Raw genomic sequence first — 22,188 nt, forward strand, 5'->3', positions numbered from 1 at the left:
TGAAAAGGAGCTCTTTCATGTAATGAAGAAAAAAGAAGTACATGCATTATTCGTCACATGTGTTACTGAGCACAAGGAGGATTTCTATCGGCTCGCTTATAGTTATGTGAAAAATCAGGAGGATGCATTAGATATCGTACAAGAATCAATAAAAAAAGCACTAATATCTATCGAATCAATTAAGGATCCACATTCAATAAAAAGCTGGTTTTATAAAATTGTCGTTCGCACTTCGATTGATTTTTTAAGAAGTCAAAAAAAGCATCTTTATATGGATAATCAGACAATTGACTTTTTGAGCCATGGAAAAGAGGAAGTATATGAAGATATTGATCTTCATAAAGCTTTAGATCAGTTGCCGATTCAGTATAAAACTGTTATCATTTTACGATTTTTTGAAGACTTAAAGATTGAAGATATTGCTGAAATTGTAGATGAAAACATTAATACAGTTAAAACACGTCTATATAGGGGATTAAAGTTATTGCGCATTACAATTAATAAGGGGGATGTCGAATAGTGGATAAAAAATTAGAAGCATTAAAAAGGGATTATGAAAATGTCCCAATTCCAAAAGAATTAGATGAAATAATAACAAAGGCACTCCAACCAACACGAAAAACGAAACGTATCTATATATGGCCTGCTAGTGTCGCAGCAGCAGCCATCCTATTTACAGCAATCGTTAATTTTAGTCCAGATGCAGCACGGGCAATGTCTAAAATTCCAGTTGTAAAAGAGATTGTTAAGGTGATCACGTTTAAGGAGTTTAAAGAAGAAAGGAATAGATCGAGTATAGATGTCAAAACTCCAGCTATTTCAGGTCTTGAAAATAAAACATTGGAAGAAAACATAAATAAGAAGTATTTGGATGAAAGCAAGAACTTATATAAAGAATTTACGAAAAAAGGGAAAAAAGGTCATTTTTCTATCTATAGTGATTATGATGTCGTAGCAGAAACACCTGTCATTCTAGCCGTACGTCGGGATATTGAAAAGATACAAGCCTCAGGGTATGTTCAAAGGAAATTCGTTACAATTGACAAACAGAATCAAGTGTTGTTAACACTAAAAGGCTTATTTAAAGATGATCGATATATAAAAGTAATTAGTGAAAACATTAAGGAACAAATGAAACAGCAGATGAAGATAGATCCGAATAAAATTTATTGGATTACTAATGAGGATATCGAGCCCTTTAAGCAAATTAGACCAAATCAGCAGTTTTATATCAATAAAAATCATAAATTGGTGATTTCCTTTGATGAATATGAAGTAGCGCCAGGATTTATGGGAGCAGTTGAATTTGAAATTCCAACGAAAATCATCTCAAAGCTTCTTGTAGGAGATAGATACGTATATTGATGACTGTTCAAAAAGATTGTAGCTATTTCTTTAAAGGTTTACTTTTGTAACTTTATTGTCACCAAACATACGAAAAAGTTAATCATAATATTAAATGGAATTGAAAATTTTAAAATGTAACGCTAAGAATAAAACCATGTATATCAATGTGAAAAAGGAAGTCCATGGGATGTTCCATGGATTTTTCTTTTTAACCTGAATCAATATCAAAAAAATTTTTTTCTTTGAAACTAAATGATTAAGTGATTACGTCTATTAACGGAAAGAAAAAATAAGTAGTTTTCAATGAAGTAACATCTCCAGACACCAAGAGGTATTTGCAGATAGAAGGAGGTTTTTATGCATGGCAAAGAATCAACGCTATATTCCTGGATTAGATGGACTTCGAGCTTTCGCTGTCCTTTCTGTTATTGCTTACCATTTCAGCTTTAGCTGGGCAAGAGGGGGATTCTTGGGAGTTGACATCTTTTTTGTTTTATCAGGTTATTTAATCACATCTATTATTTTACCGGCACAAGGAAATCAAATTGAACTGAATTTACGCGATTTTTGGATTAGTCGTGTTCGAAGATTATTACCTGCAGCCTATGTAATGATTATTACTACATTCGTATGGGTTGTATTGTTTAATCGAGAATTATTAAATACCATACGTGGGGATGCTATTTCTTCTATTTTTTATACGAGCAATTGGTGGTTTATCTTTCATAAACTTTCTTACTTTGATAGTTTTGGATCACCTTCACCATTAAAGAATTTATGGTCTTTAGCTATAGAAGAACAGTTTTACATCGTATGGCCTATTGTATTAATTATGGGATTCTATTTTTTAAAAAAACGAAGCAAATTTTCATTCATTGTTCTTATTGGTGTGTTAGTTTCGGCAATAACAATGGCTCTGCTGTATGAACCAGGTAAAGATCCTAGCCGTGTATATTATGGGACAGATACACGTTCATTTGAGTTACTTACCGGATGTTTATTAGCTCTTGTTTGGCCAATGAAAAGACTTTCGTCAAAAAATCTTTCTACGAAATTAGGAAACTTATTAAATGTAACGAGTTTCATAACTTTCGGTATTCTTATTCTTTCTGTATTAACATTAAACGAATATCAATCGTTCCTATATAGAGGAGGCATGTTACTAGTAGGTTTAAATACGGCCATACTGATCGGATGTATTTGCCATCCAAGCAGTTTTTTAGGAAATCTGCTCTCATGGAAACCTCTTCGCTGGATAGGTACAAGATCGTATGGAATCTATCTTTGGCATTATCCTGTCATAGTGTTAAGTACTCCTGTCCATGAAATAGGAAATCCTGTATACTGGCATGTTGGCCTACAATTAGTTTTTATATTAATTATCGCTGAACTTTCATATCGTTTTATTGAAATGCCCATTCGCAAACAAGGATTCCGATTATTTTTTAAACAGTATCTCTATATAAATTTTAGAAACTGGAGAACTGTTCCCTATATGAAAAAAACAACAACCATACTTTCAATGCTCGTTCTTCTTATATTTACGGCTGGGATTACGGGTTTTGCAGAAAGCAAAGATCAAAAGAATGACAAAGAAACGCCAACAGAAATCAAAATAAGTAATGACGAGGAGTTACCTTCTAGTCAAAATGGTGATCACCTTTCTAAACATAAAAAAGAAAAGAAAGTAACGGAGAATATAGCTTTAGAGAAAGATGAAAAGACGGGGCAAGATGAAAAAGCAGCTAAAGATGAAAAACATATACTAAATAATAATGTAGAAGAGCAGCCTAAACATGAAGTAAGACCTAAAACAGAACAAAATAAAGAAAAACAAAAGGTGAAAAAAGAAACGTCTGAAAACGAGAAAAAGGCAAATTCAAACTCTTCATCCGCCTATAAGAATGGTGAAGGTATGTTGGCTATCGGGGACTCAGTTATGCTGGATATTGCATCAAGTTTGCATAAAAGATATCCAAACATCACGATAGATGCAAAAATTGGAAGGCAGGTATTCCAAGCAGCTCAACTTGCACCTGCTTATGCAAATTTTAATCGTCCAAATAATATAGTCATTATTGAGTTAGGTACAAATGGGTATTTCGCAAATGCTCAGTTGGATTCACTACTTGGATCTTTTTCGAAAGCACAAATATTTTTAGTGAACACACGTGTACCACGTCCATGGGAAAGCAATGTGAATCGTGCTTTAGCCAACAAAGCTTACGAGAATAAACATATCACATTGGTAGATTGGCATTCTATTGCAATTAATCATCCAGAATATTTCTCTCCTGACGGTGTCCATTTAGTGCCTATAGGGATTGAAGCTTTAACATCTTTAATCCAACGAACGATAACTAATCAATTAAGTCTAAAATAATAAGAAAGATTAGTAGGTCAGGATAATTTGAGAAGGAAAACGAAGATGAAAAAGAATCTTTAAAAAAGTGAATACAATATTTTTTGATATAAAAACCTAATTTCTCGATCAGTTTTAATAGAGAAGTTAGGTTTTTTATATTCTTGTGCTTAATTATTTGATTGATAAAGGAGTTTCATAATTTCAAAGTGAATAATATAAATAGATAAAAAAATAGAGTCAGTAAATTTTCAATGCTGAGTAGTTTATCAAGAAAGGCTTCTTGTTTGAAAGGATAACACAAAAATTGACTATACTTTATGGATAAATTGTTTGGAGGAAATAATAAATGAATAAAGGATTGTCTCATTCACTACAAATATTCCCTACTCCTAATCTTCAAAAAACAGCTAATTATTATGAGCAATTAGGTTTTAAAGCTGTTTTTTATCTTGAGTCGTTAGAACCACATATATGTCTCTATCGCGATATGCTAGAAATAGTGTTGACTCAATCGAATAATAAGGTCTTAATCCCTAACAGGATTCAACATGGATATGGTTATGACGCTTACTTTATTTCGGAATCACAAGAAGAAATTGAAAAGGAATTTACATCATTAGGAGTGAAGATCATACGTTCACTTACCTCGACTGATTATAATAATAAAGAATTTGTCTTTGAGGATATTGATGGAAGATGGATAGCAGTGGGAAATAAAGAATCATAAGAGGAAGATAAATATTCGTGGACTTCCTCCTATGCTTAGTTTTTATAATGTAGGTAATGAACAAATAATTAAAAATGGCGAGGTGAAGAAATGAAAACTAACAAATTTCATGAAACACAGACTGAGGATGATCAGCATGTCGATGATGAAAAGCTATTTTCACCATTAGAGGATTTGCAGCGAATTGAAGGGCTGGTACCTAAAAGGAACAGTTTTCAATTAAGTACTCTTCCAAAAGGTATTCAAATAATTGGTTATATGATGTTTGGTTGTATGTTTATGCTTGTATTGGTAGTCATTTTTATAAATATTTTTAGCTAACGCCTTTTGAGAGGAGATGTTTGTAGATGTTAGGTTCGTTTCAAGCTGTTTTTATCGATCGAGATGGAACGATTGGAGGTGGCGACAACGTCGTTTATCCTGGAGATTTTGAATTGTTCCCTTATGCTTTAGATGCAATTAAGCAATTAAAACGTTCAAATATAAAGGTCTTTTCTTTTACGAATCAACCGGGAATTGGAAAAAGGGGGGCGACTAAAGAGGATTTTGAAATTGAACTTACTAGATTAGGCTTTGATAAAGTGTATATTTGTCCACATCAACATGGTGAAGGCTGTCATTGTAGGAAGCCTTCTGCAGGAATGTTATTAAAGGCTGCCAGAGAAAATCACTTAGATTTAAGTCGTTGTGTTGTTATCGGAGATCGATGGACTGATTTACTTGCTGCTGATGAGGCGGGATGCAGCAAGATTTTAGTAAAAACTGGTGCTGGCAAAGATGAGTGGAATAAATACATAAATAACGAATTCTTTGGACATTGGGCAGAAGTGACTCCCGATTATATAGCAAGTGATTTGGGAGATGCGGTTAATTGGTTGCTTTTTTTTGATAAGGGAAAGTACAAATGAGTTTTATTGGCATTCATTGAAAAAAATCATCAAAAAGGGACATTTGTCCTTTCTCAGCTCCTCACTCCTGTATTTTAATAAGTAAAGATTCTTTTTTGTGAAATTCTTATTTAAAAAAGGAGAGAGTATGAGTGAAAGGAATTATATTTTCGATTATTGCTGGGGTGCTTATTTCTCTACAAGGTGTGTTTAACTCAAGAATGAGTGAGATAATAAGTCCGTGGCATATTACGACGATTGTTCATCTCGTCGGTTTTATTTTTTCTATCTTCCTTTATTCGTTTATAAGGGATGGAAGACCGAAAGGTTTTCGAGAGGTTCCTATTTTATATTTGTTTGGAGGAATGTTTGGTGTTGTGATTGTATTTGGGGAAATGACAGCCATTAATCATCTGGGTATGTCATTTGGTATTGCAACTCTGTTAATTGCTCAGCTGCTTTGCGCCTTTCTCGTGGATGCAAAAGGACTATTCGGTATGATGAGGAATCGGGTGACAAATCAACAAATGATAGGAATGACTATGATGATAGCAGGTATAATCATATTTAAACTGTAAAAAGGTGATAAAGTATGAAACAAATAAATGATCAGTCCCTGCTCCTGTATTATTTAAACCGATACGAGTTGGGTGCGATTTTTTCAGATGAAGTAAAGAAAAACTTATCACTCTATCAATTTCATAGCGGAGAAATTCTTTGTTCAAAAGGAGACACTATTGAACGGATGTTTTTCATCGTAAAGGGAAAGGTTAAAATTTTCACGACATCTATAGAAGGAAAGACACTAATTGTCCGTTTCAAAACTCCGTTGTCTATAATTGGAGATGTAGAATATGTAAAGAGAACGAATATATTTAACACTGTTGAGGCAGTTACTGAAGGTGTGGCAATCGGAGTGCGTTTTGAAGACTTAAGAAAGATGGAAACGAATCAAATTGAGTTATTGCAATTTTTATTAGAAATTGTTACCCAAAAATTTTATACAGAATCCCATGCTACAAGTTTGAATATGCTATATTCTGTTGAGGTTCGTCTTGCAAGTTATCTCTTGTCTCTTTCTTCGGATGGAGAAGGCTCTATGTTTCATAAAGAAATGAGAACGTCAACTATAACAGAAATAGCAGACCTTATTGGAACAAGCTATCGTCATTTAAATCGAGTCATACAAAAACTATGTATGGAAGAAATTATTCAACGAAAAAAAGGAACCCTTTATATTAAGGATTTGCCAAGACTGCGTGAAAGGGCTGCCGGAAATATATATGAATAAGTGAGGGGATTAAATATTATGCAGGGAATCTTATTTGCCATTATTGCCGGCGTTTTTATAAGTCTTCAAACTGTCTTTAACACGAAGGTGAGTGAAAAGGTCGGGTTATGGGCTACTACCGTTCTTGTTCTTGGGCTAGGTTTTTTTACATCACTTCCACTCTTTATCATTATAGACGGTACTAACTTACTAGATATCGGACACATGAACAAGATCTATCTATTAAGCGGTGTCTTCGGGGTCATACTAGTCTACTGCATTATGCAAGCTATTCGACATCTTGGACCCGCTTACGCCGTATCTATTATTCTTGTTGCTCAGCTTACATTAGCCGTTTTCATTGACACATTTGGCTGGTTCGACTTTATCCCTATTCCTTTTTCTTTAAACAAATTCCTTGGCCTCGGAATAATGATTGCAGGGATCATTGTGTTTAAATTGAAGCCATCGTTAATTCTGAAAGAAGAAGTTAAAGAAAAGAATAAAGGACTGTAAGGTCTAAAAGTGTTTAACAGTTTTTTAAATCAAGTAGTAGAACTCAACAATTACAGGACTTGTATAGATTCTCGAGCGGAAAAAACTTAATTGTCTTCTACTTGTCGTCAAAAAGCAAAGTTTCTAGATGATCAGTTTACCCAAAAAATTATGAAGGATATTATAATGGGATCTAATTCCCTTGATTATGAAATTAAATGAAAATTCATGGAGTGAATTTTCGAAAATTTGGATCATAATGTCAACAAATTAATTGTTGGCTTTTTTTTGATGATTATTGAGGAGTTTGTAACAAACTTATTTTTGAATCGTCATATTATATAACAGGAAAGTAGGAGCTGTGATACACAAAAAATATAAAGGAAGTGGGCTAATGTTTTGGTTTATTATTATTTCTGTTTTAGTGGTTATTACATTTGCATCACTGATTGAAAGAAAACGGAAGAAAATCAATAATCATCCCCTTAAATTAACCCATCCAAATGCTAAACCAGGAGATAGTTCCAACTATTTGATGGGGGATAATAGACATACTGATGGAGTTCAATAGTTATAATGAATTATTAATCAAAAACAATTAATGACCACCTATCAACTAAATTGTTAGGTGGTTACTTCATTTGTAGAAATAAAATTAAATATCTATATTATTTCTACGCAGATACAAAGGTAGAAAGAATACTTTTCTTTCGTCGTTATCACTCCGGCATAGCTACATTTGTAATGCTTTAGACTTTTCGTTAAAATACTATGAAAATAAAAAAATAACGGAATATTTTGATTGATTCAACGTGATCTTAGCGGTAGTATTATAATAGTAATTTTATCTAAAAAAACTAAAAAAAGGAATGAAGGGAATGCGAATATAAAATACCTTTTAAAGCTTTCCACTTAATTCATATTATTATAGTGATAGTAAGTTTCTTGGTTATCTTATTTAGAGAACTGGTACGCGACGAGTTCTACAACTTGGGTCGGATCTATGCTGGGTATGTTTTTCCGTTTATGTTCCAGTCACAATAATACAGAGCTAACATCATATTGTTTTAATTTTTAACAGAGCTAAGAAAGATTTATCTTAGTTCTTTTTTTAAAAACTTCATTAGTAGGGGGGAAATAATGTCTATACTTAAAGTTGATAGTATACAAAAATCCTATGGACGGGAATTAGTGCTTGATAACATTTCTTTTGAGATACTGAATCCACAAATCGTTGCGCTTGTAGGACCAAATGGATCTGGCAAGTCAACCTTATTGAATATTATTACCAATATACTCCAACCGGATAATGGGGAAATAAGAATTTTTGATAAACCGAATTCAGATCCTAATATTTTTAAAGAAACTTCTTTTATGCAGGATCATTCAGTTTTATATGATTATTTAACAGGGTATGATCATCTACAGTTTATAGCAGAGGTACAATCATTACCGAAAGAAAGAATTATAGAAACTGCTAGATTGATAGGGAATGAATCTTATTTAAACAAAAAGGTAAAAAATTATTCATTAGGAATGAAACAACATCTTCTTCTTTCAATGGCTATCATAAATCAACCGAAACTTTTGATCTTAGATGAACCGTTAAATGGATTAGATCCAACAAGCTCCATTCGAGTAAGAGAACTTTTAATGGAGTTGTTAAAAAAAGGGACCACCATTTTACTTTCTTCACATAACCTTGGTGAAATTGATCGAGTTACTTCAAATATTTTATTTATAAAAAAAGGGCAACTAATCGAAGAAGATCTTTCCATGTTCGAAGAAACGGTTTATTCTTTCACTGTAGATAAGAAAAATCAAGCTGTTAAGCCGTTGTTGGAATGTCAAATCCAGGTGAAAATAGAAAATGATCGTTTAAGAATTCCAGTAAAGAATCACTCCCTTCAAGAGATATTGATGATCCTCCATGAGAATGGGGTTCAAGTAGTAGATATTGAGAAACGCGTGTCTGGCTCGGAAGATCGTTATCGGCAAATCTTTGGGGAGAAGGAGAAGAAAGATGAAGTTTTTTAAATTTGAACTTAAAAAAATTATTCGGCGAAAAAAAGTGATCCTTCTATTTCTTATTGTCCTTCTATTTGTCATAGGGGTATTGATTCGTAATATTCTCATGCAGGATAAAATCATAGAAAGGGCCTATATAAATCTTACTCCCCATCATCAAGAAGCCAATAATTTGCTTATACAATTGAAAGCAAAAATGAAAGAGGACCCTAAAAACCAAGCACTTCAAGCAAGTTTCGAGAACCTGGTAAAAATGACAAATGCTATTTCTGAACTAAAAAGTGCCATTGATAATCATGAGTGGCAATCCATTCCTAAAATTGAAAACACATTTTTGAAAACGGTTACCACTCATCTTGAACTGGGAGGTGAATATAAGGCCCTTCAAGGAGATGAGTTTTCTAAAAGACTTATAAAGAATGCTATATTGATAGAACATCAATTGCCATATGAAGATGAAAATTACTCGCTTTCTATGCCCATTTTTATGAAATCTGCTGCAAGTTTATTCATGAGCGTTATTGGTGTTCTTATTCTTGTGTTTATAATGGCAGATCAAATGAGTGAAGAATTAGAAAACCAAACGATTCGAACCTTGTATACGCAACCGTTACGAAGATGGCAGATTTTATTGAGTAAATATGTCAGTATGATAACTATTACTATCTTTATGTTAGTGGTATTTTTTACACTCAGTATGGCTGCTCCATTGTTGTTCGGTGGAAAAGCGGGAAGCTTTGCCTATCCTCAATTGGTTCAATATTCAAATGGTTTTACCTATATTCCCACAGGTGAATATTTAATCAAACTTATCCTTCTTTTTATTGGAGTAGCAAGTTTTGCATTTTGTCTTGTAATTTTATTCAGTATATTACTTAAAAATAGGTTAAGTACGATTCTTGTTAGTTTCCCCAGCCTTTTATGCGGATTTATTTTGACCAATCAAATAGATGCATTACAGACTTATCTAAATCCATTCTATTATTTTAATTTGACCGAACTTATTGAACGACCTGAAACACTAGGGTTTACAAATATTTGGATATTATTTTCCTATTCCTTCGTGGTACTGTTTATCTGCTATGTCGCACAAGGAAAGGGACTGCTATTTTTTAGTGAGTCGCCAACTAAACGTCCTTTCCGAAAAGGGCAAACATTTTCATCGTCTAAAGGTTTTTTGGCCATCATTCTATTTGAATGGCGGAAAGCATGGCGTCAAGGAAGCACAAAACAGATTATTATTGTGCTACTGCTTATATTTTCATTAGGGTATATATTTTTAACGTACCTAACGAACCAAAAACATCAGAATTTTATTGCAGAAATGAAAGATAATATAGAATCACAAAAAGGTTACATACAATGGCATAAACAACTTCTTCAAAAACAGAAAGATATAGTAGATGAATTGGAGAAGAAAGGAACCCATTTAAATGAGACCGAAAAGCTTCGATTAGAAGGGACAAAAAATTCTATAGAAAGAACAAAATCTACTTTTGAGAATGATCAATTAGATTTGGAAAAAATGAAGGAAGTATTAAATGCTTATTTGAAAAAAGCTTGGCCAAGATTTTATGAATATTGGATTTACCAAAACCAGTTATGGAATGGGGAAATATCAGTTGATTTAAACTATCAAAGTTATGTGAGTTCTTTTACGACTAAAGCAAGTATTGAAGAAAAAAAGTTATTGGCAGAACGAAACTTGAAACCAGTTCTTCCTCCTGAATACTTGTATACATTCTATGATCAGGATCATTTTCCGAACCTGATTGATCGAATGGAACAACTAAAAAATACATTTAAAATGGGTAATACAGGTTTATTTTATTTGTATATATTTTTCAACTCATTTATCTTTTTGCTCCCATTGATTGTCTTCGTCTCATTATTTGGGTCAGGGTTTACAGCTGAGAAGGGAAAAAAACGTACACTCAACTTTCTAGAAACACAACCATTATCAAGATATAAAATTTTTATAGGGAAATCAGCGATTTCTTTACTATTAGCTTTAGGAATAGCGATTGGATTAGTATTGTTATTGGCGATACTTGGTACGGTTGGGAATCGATTTGGTGATTGGACGTTTCCTGTACTTCATTATGATACTTCGGATGTAATAAGATCGGCCAATTATACAGGCATCACTGCTCAAGAAGGAGGTTTCCACTTTATTAATATGGGAAAATACTTACTAGAAACGGTTCTTATATTCTTGTGTGTGGTATTGTTTATCATTTCAATCTCATTATTCATTTCTTCCTTTACTAACAATATCATTGGATCTTTTACAATTACACTTACTCTAACAATAGGTGGTTACTTTGCAAGTATTAGTCCATTAGCTTCATCCATAGCCCATATGTCTCCGTTTACATACTTAAATGTAGGGAAAATTGCAAATGGAGAATTAGCATCTTTACTAAATAATAGCGCCATCCAAACTTGGACTGGTCTAGGTGTATTAATGATAAGTTCAATTATATTTTTAGGAGCTGGCTTAATATGGTTTCAAAGATCCGTACGGAAACATACTAATTTCAAAAATATATCTTCTACCATGCCTAGTGTGGAAAAAAATTGAGTATATTATAAACTTTTTAGGATTTAGTCTTGGTTTTGCAGGAATATCTTAAAGAACTACATAAATCAACTTATTTAAACACGCGAAGTGGAAAGGCTTTTTTACCCAAAAAATCTTAGGAGGATAAAATGACGGTCAAACGAATTGTCGCCAATATAAGTACTCAAAATCTTGATGCAGCTAAAAGCTTTTATCAGGATATTCTTGGACTTAATTTGCTAATGAACCATGGATGGATTGCAACTTATGGCTCGAGCGAGGAGATGAGTGTTCAAATTAGCTTTGCTTCTGAGGGAGGTTCACTAACACCTACACCTGATCTTTCAATTGAAGTCGATAATATAGATGAAACATTTGAAAATATGAAGAAAGCTGGGTTTCCAATTGAATATGGTCCAGTCAATGAATCTTGGGGAGTCAGGCGGTTCTATGTCCGTGACCCATTTGGAAAACTCATCAATATTCTTTCTCATCATTAACCAAGGATTTGATAATAGATTTTCGTAGAAAGAGTATATGAACACTCATGTTTTACAAGAAGTCAACGATATGTTGGCTTTTTTTATTTTTTATCTTGATCATTCATTAATTTATCAAGCTTCTCTTCAATTCTTGATAGTCTCTTATTTCTTTTTACAAGTGAAATAATTAATAGTACTACAAGAAAGATTGGAATTACTAGCACCAAAATCATAAAAATTTGGAAAGCCAAATCTCCAGTATTAACCATGTTTAATCACCTCAGATAATTTTACGAATGGTGAGAATAAAAGGTTTCATTTTAGAGTTTTGGTTTCAGTACAAAATTCTCTTAATATTCTTATCAATTTCCGGATAATAGTATATAATTACCATGAATAATTGACCAAATGGAAAGAAGGCTTGTTGATGAACAAAAATATGGTTTTGAAAATTATCGGGTTAGAGATTTTATTAATGCTTTTTATACGATTAATGGAGCATACTCTACCATAAAAGAGCCATCTAGCCCATTACTGCAATTTATTGGTTTAGTTCCATTAGCTGCAGGGATATTTGTATATCTGTTATTAAAGAAGAAATGGAATCATTATTTCTTTAGTAAAAAAATAACGAAAACTAGTATATTACTATTTTCTCCTCTTCTCCTTGTCTTGCTAGTTATAATGGTTGGAAATAAAGGCTTGAACACTTCATCTATGATGAATTTGCTTCTAATGTTCATTATGCAATTTTTTGTTGTTGCTTTCATTGAAGAAACATTTTTTCGCGGCTTTATGCTTAAAATATTATTATCCAAAGGGATGAAAAAGTCTGTTTTAATCTCTAGCTTCCTTTTTGGTATTACTCATTCCTTGCAGCTTCTTGGAGGGCAGTCGCTTGAGGATACTATCTTGCAAATTATTTATGCTTTCTTGGTAGGGCTTGTACTTTCTTTACTAATTATCAATAATCAATCCATAATGCTAACAATTACCTTTCACGGATTTAATAATTTCTTGAATTTTATGGGGAAAGTGGAAGGAAACATTTATGTTGCTTATATTATTATCGCTATTCTTATAGTATTTACTATTATATTATGGAAACGCACAAATAAAAGAGAGAATATTCTGCGAGAATTAAGGAATGTGAGTTAAATTTTTTTAGTGTCTGTTCAATTATCAGACAGTAAAGGAAAGCCGCGTATACAGATGGTCATTGATGAAAATGATGTTCCAAGGATGGAATTTTTAGATGGAGATGGGAATGTAGTGTATAAACTGCCTCCTGAAGAAAAAAAAGGGGAAGAGTAATTTGGAGTTTGCAATTATAAATATAGGATTAAGTTTGGTAATAGGAATCATCTTTATTCTATCTGCTGTTATTTTGGAGAAATATCCGCCAACAGATATTAATGCAGTATTTGGATATCGAACTCGTCGTTCAATGAAAAATATCGACTTATGGAATGCTGGGAATAAATACAGCGCAGAAATAATGAAGAAAAATGGTTATTACGTGATTGTAATTGGAAGTGTTATTAGTCTGTTATTTAAATCTCCATTTACGATGTTTGCTATTGTTGTTCTTATGATTGGTTTGATTATTTATATGATTATTAAGGTGGAGAAAAAGTTAAAGGTTTTAGAGGAATAATTACTAAATAGATACATAGAGTTATGAAAAATTTACATGTTAGGCAGGAGGAAAAGTATACAAAATATTATAGAGAGATTAAATCAGTGGATTATAAAAGTTCCGGAAGAATTTAATCAAATGTCTGAAGCTGACGTGTCAAAAAGACCACTGCCTAATAAATGGTCCAAAAAAGAGATACTAGGTCACTTATGTGATTCTGCGATTAACAATCTCGAAAGATTTATCAAAATCCAATATGAAAAACTACCATTCGTTCTAAGCCCGTATAATCAAGATCAATGGGTTGAGCTGCAAAACTATCAAGATACACCTATTGAAGAGATTATTGATCTTTGGACAAGTTTAAATAAACAAATAGTAAAAGTTATTGAGAAGGTACCATGTGAAAAACTAGCATACCAATGTGATCTAGGTAATCAGCAAATTAAGAATTTAGAGTGGTTAATCCAAGATTATCTTGAACATATGGAACATCATTTAAAAGGTCAGATTTTTAAATAATAGTGGTAGGGACAAGGGACCAGACCCCGCGTCCCTAATTCACTTTTATTTGACCCATCATGCCATTGTCTTCGTGTTCGAGAATGTGGCAGTGGAACATGTAGGTGCCCTTTTGGGTGAATGTAACGGCTAGTTTTGCTTTTTGCCCTGGTTCTAGGGTGATGGTATCTTTGAGACCGGATAAATTGGCTGGCGGTTCTTTTCCGTCAATCGAAATAACTTGGAATTGTGTGCCATGAATGTGAAATGGATGTTTCATACCGCCCATGGAATCTTTCAGATTTTCTATTTCCCAAACTTCGGTTTCATTTTGTTTTTGGGTGAAATCGATTCGATTCGGATCGAATTTTTTGCCGTTGATGGTCACATCTTTCCCCATCCCGGTTAATTTGATTTTTTTCGATATTTTAGCATTTTTAACCTTGTCAGAGATTGAAAGGTTATTGAGTACATCTGCTGTGTTAGAAATTTTTTTCTTCTCAATTATATGAATTGGTAAAATCGTTGTGCCATCTTCATTTACAAGTGCCACTTTATCACCTTTTATCTTTGAAAAATCCACAATTAATTCCACTCGTTCGGAAGGAGCGACTTCTATTTCTTTCGATGCATTTGGTTTATTTAAAAATCCCCCATCACTCGCAATTTGTTGGAAATCCATTCCGTTATCAAATCGTAATTTGTAGTTCCTCATATTGGAGCCATTTAAAATACGTAGGCGAACGCTTGTGCGATTAACGGTTAGTTTCGGGTTGACAACTCCGTTAATCAATAAGGTATCTCCTGTTGTGCCATCTTCATTCATTACTTTTTCATAATCTAGTTGTTTGTCAGCGGTGAATGTTTTGTCCTGAAGAATAAGAGGGAAATCATTTTCTCCATATGTCTTTGGAATATTTAATTGCTCACTATGACTGTCATCAATATAAAGTAACCCTGCTAGACCCATAAAAACCTGTTTCCCTGTTTTATGCATCGGATGCGGATGAAACCAGAGGGTAGCTGCATTTTGTTGAACAGTAAAGTGAATCGTTTCTGTTTCACCAGGTTTTAATACTTTATGTGGACCACCATCTGCATAGCCAGGTACTTCAAGACCATGCCAATGAAAAGTAGTTTCTTCATTTAAATCATTGATTAAATGAATTTTCACGTTTATTCCTTTTTTTACACGAATGATAGGACCTAAGAAATTTCCGTTATAGCCATAAGTAGCTGTTTTTGTTCCATCTAATATTTCCGCCTTTCCTTGTTGTGCACGAATGGTATATGAAACATTATTGGTATCTTCCTGATCAGGTTTTAATACTTTGGGTAATGTTAATTCATTTTTACCAAGACTGCTTTGTAGTTCCGCTGTAGATTCGTGGCTCATATTCATGGTTGAATGATCCATCTCCTCATTCTTCATCGTGGAGTGATCCATTTCTCCCATTTTCATGGATGAGTGGTCCATTCCATTCATATTTTTCTTACTAGAATTGGAACCATCTTGGCTGCATGCAGTTAATAAACCTAAACTAACTATCACGTAACTTATTTTTAATTTTTTCAAATAACAACCATTCCTTTCGTAAATTAGTATCTGACTAAATGAATGGCTAACCCACCAATTCTGGCAATAAAGTTTTGACTCATCATTTTTAAAATAAGGCTCTTTTCGTATAAATTGTTGTTTTTAGACTATAAACTTAGTCCGTTGATTTCAGCTCCAGACACTTGCTTTCCCCGGGGAGGGATGGGAGCCTCCTCGGCGTTACCGCCTGTGGGGTCTCCCACTTTCCTCTTTTTCCCGCAGGAGTCAAGTGCCCTCCGCTACAATCAACTCAGATTGTTAATAAAATATCACTAAAATGCAACAAACTTTACGAAAACATCCTAAAATAAAAAGCTAAAACATTTGTAATTGTCTCCACATCATCTACAATTAATACTTCTTTTTTTATCGATTTTTTATAACCTCAAGTCTGACAAATAAGAACCGTTTTTTTGTAATCATTATTAATTTCATTAAAGGTAAATGAATCTTTTAAATAGAAATAATAATGAGAAGGAAAGGAGTGGGCTTTTTTGGAAAATGTACAATTAGTAGAGTTGGATCATGAGATTCTAGAAGGTAAGGGAAGCTTTTGTCTTAGAAGTAAGAAACAGTCTCAAGGGTATATAAATAAAAATAAATGGTTGAATGATCGATTTGAAGAAGGATTAAAATATGTGCAATTGTTTGAGAATAAAAAGCCAGTTGGATTTATCGAGTACACAGAAGCGGAATTCTCTTCAAGAGTTGTTTATGCAGAGCATTATTTAGTAATACATTGTTTATGGGTAAGTGTAACAGGTAAAGGATATGGATCGAAACTCATCAGTCATTGTATAGAGGAGGCTAAAAAAAGGAATAAAGCAGGTATTGCTGTGATGACCAATTCTGAAACCTCTTGGACACCAAGTAAGGACATTTTTCTTAAAAATGGTTTTAAAATAATTGATAATGCTCCGTTTGGATTTGAGCTGTTAGTATACGAGTGTCAGATGGATGCACTACCTCCATATTTTCCATCTAATTGGGATGAGCGACTAAAACATTTTAATGAGTTAACAATTTTACGAACCTTTCAATGTCCATATGTAGATATAGCTACACAAAACGTTTTAGAAGGTGCTGAAAAACTTGGCATAAAGGCAGAAATCATTGATTTGAAAAATAGAGAAGAATTAATGAGGCTGTCACCGACACCATATGGTATTTTTTCAGTTATTTATAAAAAGCAGCTCATTACTTTTCATCGACTAACTGTGAATTCAGTAATTAAAAGTTTGAAAAAATTATGATTTAGCTAGATTCATATTTTTTATAAAGTTTTCCGACAAACAAGTAAGAGAACTAATAAAAGATTTTAGTATTGACATATGTTAAAGCGAAAATTTATTTATAGAAAGTTAATATTCTAGACAAACATGTGAGAAAAAATAGTTCAGGGGGAAAAGATGAAAAAGTTAGCCATAGTAATTGTTGTTTTTGTAGTATTTCTGAGCGGTTGTCACTTACAATCTAGTACTAATGTGAAGCAGAAGCAAAATAAAAAAGCACCTGTTATGACAACAGAAGAGATTAAAAGAGAACAACAAGCAGCAAAGGATTACTTTGAAAAAATGATTCTAGCGGTGAATGAGCATAATAAGGAACAATTTTTATCTTTTCAAAATGATGCGAATAAACTTTTCTGCAGAGAACAGGAAGCATGGCTGCTAGGGGTGATGCAAAAGAGAAAAGAGGGATGGAATTTTGATGAAGTCATAAAAGATATTAATATTTCATCGCCGGATAAAGGGAGTATAGAATTAGAAATTAATATGAAAAAACAGAAAAAGAAATATAGCAATCATATTACTTATCCGATTATAAAGATTGATGGTAACTGGAAAATGGACGATCTACCATTTATGAAAAGATCAGATGGTCCTATCCAACTTTACTATTTGCCTTCTTTAAAAAATCAAGCGGAAGCTGTCTTAGCTGATGTTCGAAAAATAGTTAATGTATATATGGAAAAGTTTCCTTGGGATCCAAAGGAAGTAAATATTAAACTTTATGACTCTCTTGAGGAACTTTCTGCCTCAGTACCTTGGGAGTCATTGTATGGGGTTAGTTTGTCATTGTTATCACTTAAATTCCTGGTGGAAACAAACAACACAGACATCACTTTTGGATTGATGAAGCATGAGGTAGTTCACACAATGCTTGCAGAGATTACCAATGATAATGCACCCAATTTTATGCAGGAAGGTCTAGCGATGTTTATTTCCGATGCGATTACAAAAGAGCCATCCGGAGAAATCACTTTTAATTTGGAGGGGGCATCAACAGAAAGAGAAACAATCCTATTAAAAAATATTAAATCATTTAAACCAATTAGCTATTTAAATACGAATTATACAGATGGTTCCATTGATATTTATAGTTTGGGGTATTTAGTGACTAATTATTTGATAACAACTTTTGGATTAGATAAATATTTAGAAATGCTAAGTGAACTAAAAAAAGAAGATATCATTGAAAATGATAATGAAAATAAAGAGAAAATTATCTTTAAAAGAGCAATCAATGCGATGGAAAAAACATACGGTCCAATTGATAAGCTATCAAAAGCGTATGCTGCGTATTATAACAAAAAAAAGTTAGAATTAAAAAGTAATAATTAAATGCACATTTATCTAATAGAGATTGTTTACTGTATCGTATAGTAAACAATCTCTGAGGAAAAAACTTTTCTGACGAGCTTAATTATTATTTAAATGATGTTCAATTACAATTTTCTTTAATAAAGACCGACAGCCTTTCGAAATAAGATCATAAGTTTCTTGAAAATCACCCGTGTAGTAAGGGTCAGGAACATCCTTATTGTCCTCTGTTAAATCGAGTAGGCGAAAAATTTTCGGATGATTAGGTTGGCCAGTTATTTTATAAATATTCGTTATGTTACTTTGGTCCATTCCTATTATGTAATCGTATTTCTCAAAATCATCTTTTTTTATCTGACTTCCAATAAGGCCTTCAGTTGAGATACTATATTGTTTTAAAATAGAAAGAGTTCCAGAATGTGGAGGATCTCCAATATGCCATGAACTTGTAGCTGCGGAAGCGACTGTTATTTTATTCTTTAAATTTTCTTTTTCAACCATATCTCGAAAGAGTGCTTCTGCCATTGGTGAGCGGCAAATGTTACCTAAGCATACGAATAAGACGTTAATCATGTTATCAGCTCCTTTATGAATCATTATATCGTAAGAATCAAGAAATGGGACATGGGGTCAGGTACAATGTCCCAGCTATAAGGAGGTCTAATTTTGATCATTAGAAAAGCTAAATCGACAGATAATCATGTTCTTAGTACTATTGCTTATCATTCTAAAGCTTACTGGGGATATTCTGAGGAATTTTTGAAAAGTTGCAAAGAGGATTTAACAGTCACTAAAGAATTTATTGAAAAAAATCCTGTTTTTGTAATGGAGATTGGTAGTAAGATAGTTGCTTTTTATTGTTTCTCTATAAAAGAAGAAAAACTAGAAGCGTTGTTTATTGATCCTGATTATATAGGTAAAAGTCTTGGTAAGGTATTATGGGAGGATTTACTACATAAAGCTAAGGAATTAAACTTGAAAGAATTTACACTTGACAGTGATCCAAATGCTGAAGGTTTTTACTTGAAAATGGGAGCAGAAAGAATTGGAGTTACTTTCTACAGTATTTCCTAACCGGAACTTACCTCTTATGAAAGTTAAAGTATTCTAAAATTTTTCTCTTTAAATTATTTTAAAAATTGATAAAGGGTGAGGGGTTATTTTAAAGATCAAGAAGCAAGAAGTTATTAATCAACTAAAATTGTCCGTTGAAAATTTAGTAGCAAAGGATAGATTTTCAGGTTCTGTACTATTAGCTGACAAAGATAAAATATTGTACAATCAAGCGTTTGGAATGGCAAATATAGAAAAAGGAATTTTAAATACTATCGATACAAAATTCAACTTAGCTTCATTAAATAAAATGTTTACTGGTATAGCAATAGCAATTTTAGAAGAGCAAGGGAAATTGTCTTTTAATGACTTTGTAATACAATATATTCCTGATTTTCCTTTTGATAATATTTCGATTCATCAATTATTAACCCATTCTTCCGGTATGGGAGATTATTTTAATGAGAAATATTTAGTAAATAGAACAAACCTAAAAAATGTTTCAGATTATCTTCCATTGTTTATAGAGGATAAACTCCACTTTGATCCAGGCACAAGATTTCAATATAGTAACGGAGGTTTTATAGTATTAGGGTTAATAATAGAAAGTATCTCAAATGTAAGTTACTTTGAATTTGTAAAAGAAAATATATTCCAACCATTAAATATGAATGATACTGATTTTTATGAAATAGACGGTGAAAACCAACAACTGGCTATTGGATATACTAATTTTCAATTTGATGGTTCATTCCATGAAGTAAAGACAGATAATCTATCAATGAGTGCAAAAGGTTCGCCAGCAGGTGGTGCATTTTCAACTATTATTGATTTATGGAAGTTTTCTAAAGGATTATTAAATAATGAATTAATTAGTACTGAACAGACTAATAAGGTTATTACGGAAAAAGAAAATGTGTACACGGATGATCATTCAACATTAGGTTACGGATACGGTTTTTTTGTGGAAACTATTAATGGGTTCCAAATTGTTGGTCATGATGGAGGATTTCCAGGAGTCAATAATCGATTAGATATATTCCCAAACGAAGGGTACATTTTTATAGTCCTTGCAAATAATGATAACGGCGGTGCTGCATTAACAAGAGACGTAAGAAAAATATTGACTTAATGGGACATGGGGTCAGGTCTAATGTCCCAAAAAAGGGGGAGATTCTATATGGATACGGACATTTTAATTATTGGTGGAGGACCTTCCGGAGTTGAAGCTGCTTTAACGGCAAGCAGGTATGCGAACCATGTCACTTTAGTTACTAAGGGGAATGTTTGTGAGTGGAAGGCAGGCTATACCAATATTTTTCTTGCAAATGTTGAGGAAATTAAAAAACATCAATCCTTTTCACTACCATCTGTGGATAACATTAATAAGGAATGGGAAGTACAGCAAAAAAATTTGCTTGTGAACGCAGGGGTTCAAATATTATTTGGAACAGCTGCTTTTCAAAATAGTCATTCAGTCAAGATTGTTCATGATAGTGGAGAAACAACGATTATTACTAGCAAAAAGATAATTATTGCTAATGGATCACGGCCAGTTTTTCCGGAGTCGATTCAACCAGATGGAAAGAGGATTTTTTCCTTTCGTAATCTTTATGAAATGAACTATATCCCAGCTTCAATTATTGTCATTGGGGATGGACCAATTGGATATGAAATGGTAAATCTTTATATCCAACTAAACATTCAAGTGACCTGGTTACTTCCGGAAAAACGAAATCAACTATTCGATGAAGACATTACTGAATATCTCATCTCCTATTATTCTAATAATGGGGTGAAAATTGAGAGAGGCACGTGGGTTAAGGAATTAAACAATTGTGGAAATATAGTAAGGGCAGTTCGGGAGGATGGAAAAGTTTTTGAAGCGGAAACAGCATTTATTACACTAGGTTTTCGTTCAAATCTAGATCAATTACAAATGGAGCATGCGAACCTTCAAATGAATCATACAGGATCAATTGATTCAAATCCATTTGGTCAGAGTGACAATGAATCGATATATATAATTGGTGATGCGCGGATGCCCCATTCTTATACTGTCACACAAGCTTTAGCAATGGCCCGTGTTGCTACATTGCATGCACTCAATCAAAATACAGATCCAATTGATCCAAACACACTTCCATTAGCTTTTAATGAAAATCCACAAGTAGCAACAGTAGGATATGTTACTACGAGTAACGAAGAAGTAGATTTTATTAAAGTTCCTTATGAAAAACGGAATTTTCGTGCGTTTATGGATAACAAAAGAGACGGTTTTATTAAAATCGTTTGGAATAAAGATGGAACTATTATTGGGGGTACCTGTATAGGTCATCAAGCAAAGGACATCATTACTACGATTTCATTAATGATTAAATTAAAAGCAACCATCAGCCAAGTCCAATCATTTTTTGGAGCCCATCCATCAATAACAGAGCTCCCATTTTTTGCACTTCGAGACAGGCAAAACCAAATTCAAAACGAAATAACTTGCACGGTGAAAAGCGGCCGAACTTGTGGCAAATAAAATTGAGGAAAAAGTTTGGAGAAAATAGATTCGATTAACTTATAGGTTTAAAATAAGGAGCTTACTTTTATGGAAATTAATAAGCGGTGTGTTTATTTAGG

24 protein-coding genes and 1 pseudogene are annotated in these 22,188 nt (G+C 33.0%); 22 read left to right on the plus strand and 3 right to left on the minus strand.

The annotated features are described in order from the left end of the window. Window positions 1-22: 22 nt before the first annotated feature. The 13 genes from ACQKP0_RS13335 to ACQKP0_RS13395 all read left to right on the plus strand — a co-directional run bounded on the left by ACQKP0_RS13335 (window position 23) and on the right by ACQKP0_RS13395 (window position 12,182). Window positions 23-520, plus strand: coding sequence for an RNA polymerase sigma factor (locus ACQKP0_RS13335; protein ID WP_427406347.1), 498 nt, complete (start codon window positions 23-25; stop codon window positions 518-520). Next, window positions 520-1,365 (plus strand): DUF3298 domain-containing protein, encoded by an 846-nt coding sequence (locus tag ACQKP0_RS13340; RefSeq protein WP_427406348.1) that lies wholly within the window; start codon window positions 520-522, stop codon window positions 1,363-1,365. The genes ACQKP0_RS13335 and ACQKP0_RS13340 overlap by 1 nt, the downstream gene beginning before the upstream one ends. A gap of 343 nt (window positions 1,366-1,708) precedes the next feature. Next, on the plus strand, window positions 1,709-3,730 hold the full coding sequence (locus ACQKP0_RS13345) for an acyltransferase family protein (RefSeq protein WP_427406349.1): 2,022 nt from the start codon (window positions 1,709-1,711) through the stop codon (window positions 3,728-3,730). A gap of 328 nt (window positions 3,731-4,058) precedes the next feature. Next, window positions 4,059-4,439 (plus strand): VOC family protein, encoded by a 381-nt coding sequence (locus tag ACQKP0_RS13350; protein ID WP_427406350.1) that lies wholly within the window; start codon window positions 4,059-4,061, stop codon window positions 4,437-4,439. Between the two features lie 90 nt (window positions 4,440-4,529). Then, window positions 4,530-4,760, plus strand: coding sequence for a hypothetical protein (locus tag ACQKP0_RS13355; protein ID WP_427406351.1), 231 nt, complete (start codon window positions 4,530-4,532; stop codon window positions 4,758-4,760). Between the two features lie 26 nt (window positions 4,761-4,786). Then, window positions 4,787-5,347 carry an HAD-IIIA family hydrolase gene (locus ACQKP0_RS13360; RefSeq protein ID WP_427406352.1) on the plus strand — a complete coding sequence of 187 codons (561 nt, stop codon included), beginning with the start codon at window positions 4,787-4,789 and terminating at the stop codon, window positions 5,345-5,347. A gap of 131 nt (window positions 5,348-5,478) precedes the next feature. Then, the gene (locus ACQKP0_RS13365; RefSeq protein ID WP_427406353.1) at window positions 5,479-5,904 is read left to right on the plus strand and encodes a DMT family transporter; all 426 of its coding nucleotides are present in this window, start codon (window positions 5,479-5,481) and stop codon (window positions 5,902-5,904) included. A gap of 14 nt (window positions 5,905-5,918) precedes the next feature. Next, a complete protein-coding gene (locus ACQKP0_RS13370; RefSeq protein WP_427406354.1) occupies window positions 5,919-6,617 on the plus strand; it encodes a Crp/Fnr family transcriptional regulator in 699 nt (232 codons plus the stop codon). Window positions 6,618-6,635: 18 nt separating this feature from the next. Next, entirely contained in the window at window positions 6,636-7,112 is a 477-nt protein-coding gene (locus ACQKP0_RS13375; RefSeq protein WP_427406355.1) for a DMT family transporter, read from the plus strand. Between the two features lie 373 nt (window positions 7,113-7,485). Next, the gene (locus ACQKP0_RS13380) at window positions 7,486-7,662 is read left to right on the plus strand and encodes a hypothetical protein (protein WP_427406356.1); all 177 of its coding nucleotides are present in this window, start codon (window positions 7,486-7,488) and stop codon (window positions 7,660-7,662) included. Window positions 7,663-8,231: 569 nt separating this feature from the next. After that, window positions 8,232-9,128, plus strand: a complete 897-nt coding sequence (locus ACQKP0_RS13385) for an ABC transporter ATP-binding protein (RefSeq protein ID WP_427406357.1) — start codon at window positions 8,232-8,234, stop codon at window positions 9,126-9,128. Further along, window positions 9,115-11,703 carry an ABC transporter permease subunit gene (locus ACQKP0_RS13390; RefSeq protein WP_427406358.1) on the plus strand — a complete coding sequence of 863 codons (2,589 nt, stop codon included), beginning with the start codon at window positions 9,115-9,117 and terminating at the stop codon, window positions 11,701-11,703. Before ACQKP0_RS13385 ends, ACQKP0_RS13390 begins: the two co-directional genes overlap by 14 nt. 128 nt (window positions 11,704-11,831) lie before the next feature. After that, on the plus strand, window positions 11,832-12,182 hold the full coding sequence (locus ACQKP0_RS13395; RefSeq protein ID WP_427406359.1) for a VOC family protein: 351 nt from the start codon (window positions 11,832-11,834) through the stop codon (window positions 12,180-12,182). An 83-nt stretch (window positions 12,183-12,265) separates the two neighbouring features. Here the strand turns inward: ACQKP0_RS13395 and ACQKP0_RS13400 are convergent, their stop codons facing one another. After that, the gene (locus ACQKP0_RS13400; RefSeq protein WP_427406360.1) at window positions 12,266-12,433 is read right to left on the minus strand and encodes a hypothetical protein; all 168 of its coding nucleotides are present in this window, start codon (window positions 12,431-12,433) and stop codon (window positions 12,266-12,268) included. A gap of 139 nt (window positions 12,434-12,572) precedes the next feature. On the opposite strand from ACQKP0_RS13400, the gene ACQKP0_RS13405 reads away from it, so the two are divergent. Genes ACQKP0_RS13405 through ACQKP0_RS13420 form a run of 4 tightly spaced genes read left to right on the plus strand, consistent with a single transcriptional unit; the run spans window position 12,573 to window position 14,325 of the window. Beyond that, entirely contained in the window at window positions 12,573-13,322 is a 750-nt protein-coding gene (locus tag ACQKP0_RS13405) for a CPBP family intramembrane glutamic endopeptidase (protein ID WP_427406361.1), read from the plus strand. Window positions 13,323-13,331: 9 nt separating this feature from the next. Further along, window positions 13,332-13,478 (plus strand): hypothetical protein, encoded by a 147-nt coding sequence (locus ACQKP0_RS13410; protein ID WP_427406362.1) that lies wholly within the window; start codon window positions 13,332-13,334, stop codon window positions 13,476-13,478. Window position 13,479: 1 nt separating this feature from the next. Then, window positions 13,480-13,821, plus strand: a complete 342-nt coding sequence (locus ACQKP0_RS13415) for an SdpI family protein (protein ID WP_427406363.1) — start codon at window positions 13,480-13,482, stop codon at window positions 13,819-13,821. 57 nt (window positions 13,822-13,878) lie between these two features. Then, window positions 13,879-14,325 carry a DinB family protein gene (locus tag ACQKP0_RS13420; RefSeq protein ID WP_427406531.1) on the plus strand — a complete coding sequence of 149 codons (447 nt, stop codon included), beginning with the start codon at window positions 13,879-13,881 and terminating at the stop codon, window positions 14,323-14,325. Window positions 14,326-14,359: 34 nt separating this feature from the next. Here ACQKP0_RS13420 and ACQKP0_RS13425 read toward each other — a convergent pair whose 3' ends face one another. Then, window positions 14,360-15,880: a multicopper oxidase family protein gene (locus ACQKP0_RS13425; protein WP_427406364.1), complete on the minus strand. Its 1,521-nt coding sequence runs from the start codon at window positions 15,878-15,880 to the stop codon at window positions 14,360-14,362. A gap of 515 nt (window positions 15,881-16,395) precedes the next feature. Between ACQKP0_RS13425 and ACQKP0_RS13430 the strand changes: the two genes are divergently transcribed. Together ACQKP0_RS13430 and ACQKP0_RS13435 are read left to right on the plus strand one after the other, a co-directional pair. Beyond that, entirely contained in the window at window positions 16,396-17,154 is a 759-nt protein-coding gene (locus ACQKP0_RS13430; protein ID WP_427406365.1) for a GNAT family N-acetyltransferase, read from the plus strand. A gap of 156 nt (window positions 17,155-17,310) precedes the next feature. After that, complete coding sequence (locus ACQKP0_RS13435) at window positions 17,311-18,525, plus strand: hypothetical protein (protein ID WP_427406366.1); 1,215 nt, start codon at window positions 17,311-17,313, stop codon at window positions 18,523-18,525. A gap of 78 nt (window positions 18,526-18,603) precedes the next feature. Here the strand turns inward: ACQKP0_RS13435 and ACQKP0_RS13440 are convergent, their stop codons facing one another. Beyond that, window positions 18,604-19,077 (minus strand): low molecular weight protein-tyrosine-phosphatase, encoded by a 474-nt coding sequence (locus tag ACQKP0_RS13440; protein ID WP_427406367.1) that lies wholly within the window; start codon window positions 19,075-19,077, stop codon window positions 18,604-18,606. A gap of 93 nt (window positions 19,078-19,170) precedes the next feature. Between ACQKP0_RS13440 and ACQKP0_RS13445 the strand changes: the two are divergent. From ACQKP0_RS13445 to ACQKP0_RS13455, 3 genes and pseudogenes are all read left to right on the plus strand, one after another. After that, a pseudogene (locus ACQKP0_RS13445) lies at window positions 19,171-19,615 on the plus strand (GNAT family N-acetyltransferase). A 90-nt stretch (window positions 19,616-19,705) separates the two neighbouring features. Beyond that, window positions 19,706-20,689, plus strand: a complete 984-nt coding sequence (locus ACQKP0_RS13450; RefSeq protein ID WP_427406368.1) for a serine hydrolase domain-containing protein — start codon at window positions 19,706-19,708, stop codon at window positions 20,687-20,689. 48 nt (window positions 20,690-20,737) lie between these two features. Next, window positions 20,738-22,087: an FAD-dependent oxidoreductase gene (locus ACQKP0_RS13455; protein WP_427406369.1), complete on the plus strand. Its 1,350-nt coding sequence runs from the start codon at window positions 20,738-20,740 to the stop codon at window positions 22,085-22,087. The last annotated feature ends 101 nt before the right edge of the window (window positions 22,088-22,188 follow it).

The sequence above is a fragment of the Heyndrickxia sp. NPDC080065 genome (genome assembly GCF_050281185.1).
Taxonomy (GTDB): domain Bacteria; phylum Bacillota; class Bacilli; order Bacillales; family Bacillaceae_C; genus Heyndrickxia.

Excerpts from the sequence above, each read along its gene's own strand:
- ACQKP0_RS13335 (WP_427406347.1), top strand. The coding sequence starts at position 23 with ATGAAGAAAAAAGAAGTACATGCATTATTCGTCACATGTGTTACTGAG.
- ACQKP0_RS13345 (WP_427406349.1), top strand. The coding sequence starts at position 1,709 with ATGGCAAAGAATCAACGCTATATTCCTGGATTAGATGGACTTCGAGCT.
- ACQKP0_RS13350 (WP_427406350.1), top strand. The coding sequence starts at position 4,059 with ATGAATAAAGGATTGTCTCATTCACTACAAATATTCCCTACTCCTAAT.
- ACQKP0_RS13355 (WP_427406351.1), top strand. The coding sequence starts at position 4,530 with ATGAAAACTAACAAATTTCATGAAACACAGACTGAGGATGATCAGCAT.
- ACQKP0_RS13360 (WP_427406352.1), top strand. The coding sequence starts at position 4,787 with ATGTTAGGTTCGTTTCAAGCTGTTTTTATCGATCGAGATGGAACGATT.
- ACQKP0_RS13370 (WP_427406354.1), top strand. The coding sequence starts at position 5,919 with ATGAAACAAATAAATGATCAGTCCCTGCTCCTGTATTATTTAAACCGA.
- ACQKP0_RS13375 (WP_427406355.1), top strand. The coding sequence starts at position 6,636 with ATGCAGGGAATCTTATTTGCCATTATTGCCGGCGTTTTTATAAGTCTT.
- ACQKP0_RS13380 (WP_427406356.1), top strand. The coding sequence starts at position 7,486 with ATGTTTTGGTTTATTATTATTTCTGTTTTAGTGGTTATTACATTTGCA.
- ACQKP0_RS13385 (WP_427406357.1), top strand. The coding sequence starts at position 8,232 with ATGTCTATACTTAAAGTTGATAGTATACAAAAATCCTATGGACGGGAA.
- ACQKP0_RS13390 (WP_427406358.1), top strand. The coding sequence starts at position 9,115 with ATGAAGTTTTTTAAATTTGAACTTAAAAAAATTATTCGGCGAAAAAAA.
- ACQKP0_RS13395 (WP_427406359.1), top strand. The coding sequence starts at position 11,832 with ATGACGGTCAAACGAATTGTCGCCAATATAAGTACTCAAAATCTTGAT.
- ACQKP0_RS13400 (WP_427406360.1), bottom strand. The coding sequence starts at position 12,433 with ATGGTTAATACTGGAGATTTGGCTTTCCAAATTTTTATGATTTTGGTG.
- ACQKP0_RS13405 (WP_427406361.1), top strand. The coding sequence starts at position 12,573 with ATGGAAAGAAGGCTTGTTGATGAACAAAAATATGGTTTTGAAAATTAT.
- ACQKP0_RS13435 (WP_427406366.1), top strand. The coding sequence starts at position 17,311 with ATGAAAAAGTTAGCCATAGTAATTGTTGTTTTTGTAGTATTTCTGAGC.
- ACQKP0_RS13440 (WP_427406367.1), bottom strand. The coding sequence starts at position 19,077 with ATGATTAACGTCTTATTCGTATGCTTAGGTAACATTTGCCGCTCACCA.
- ACQKP0_RS13455 (WP_427406369.1), top strand. The coding sequence starts at position 20,738 with ATGGATACGGACATTTTAATTATTGGTGGAGGACCTTCCGGAGTTGAA.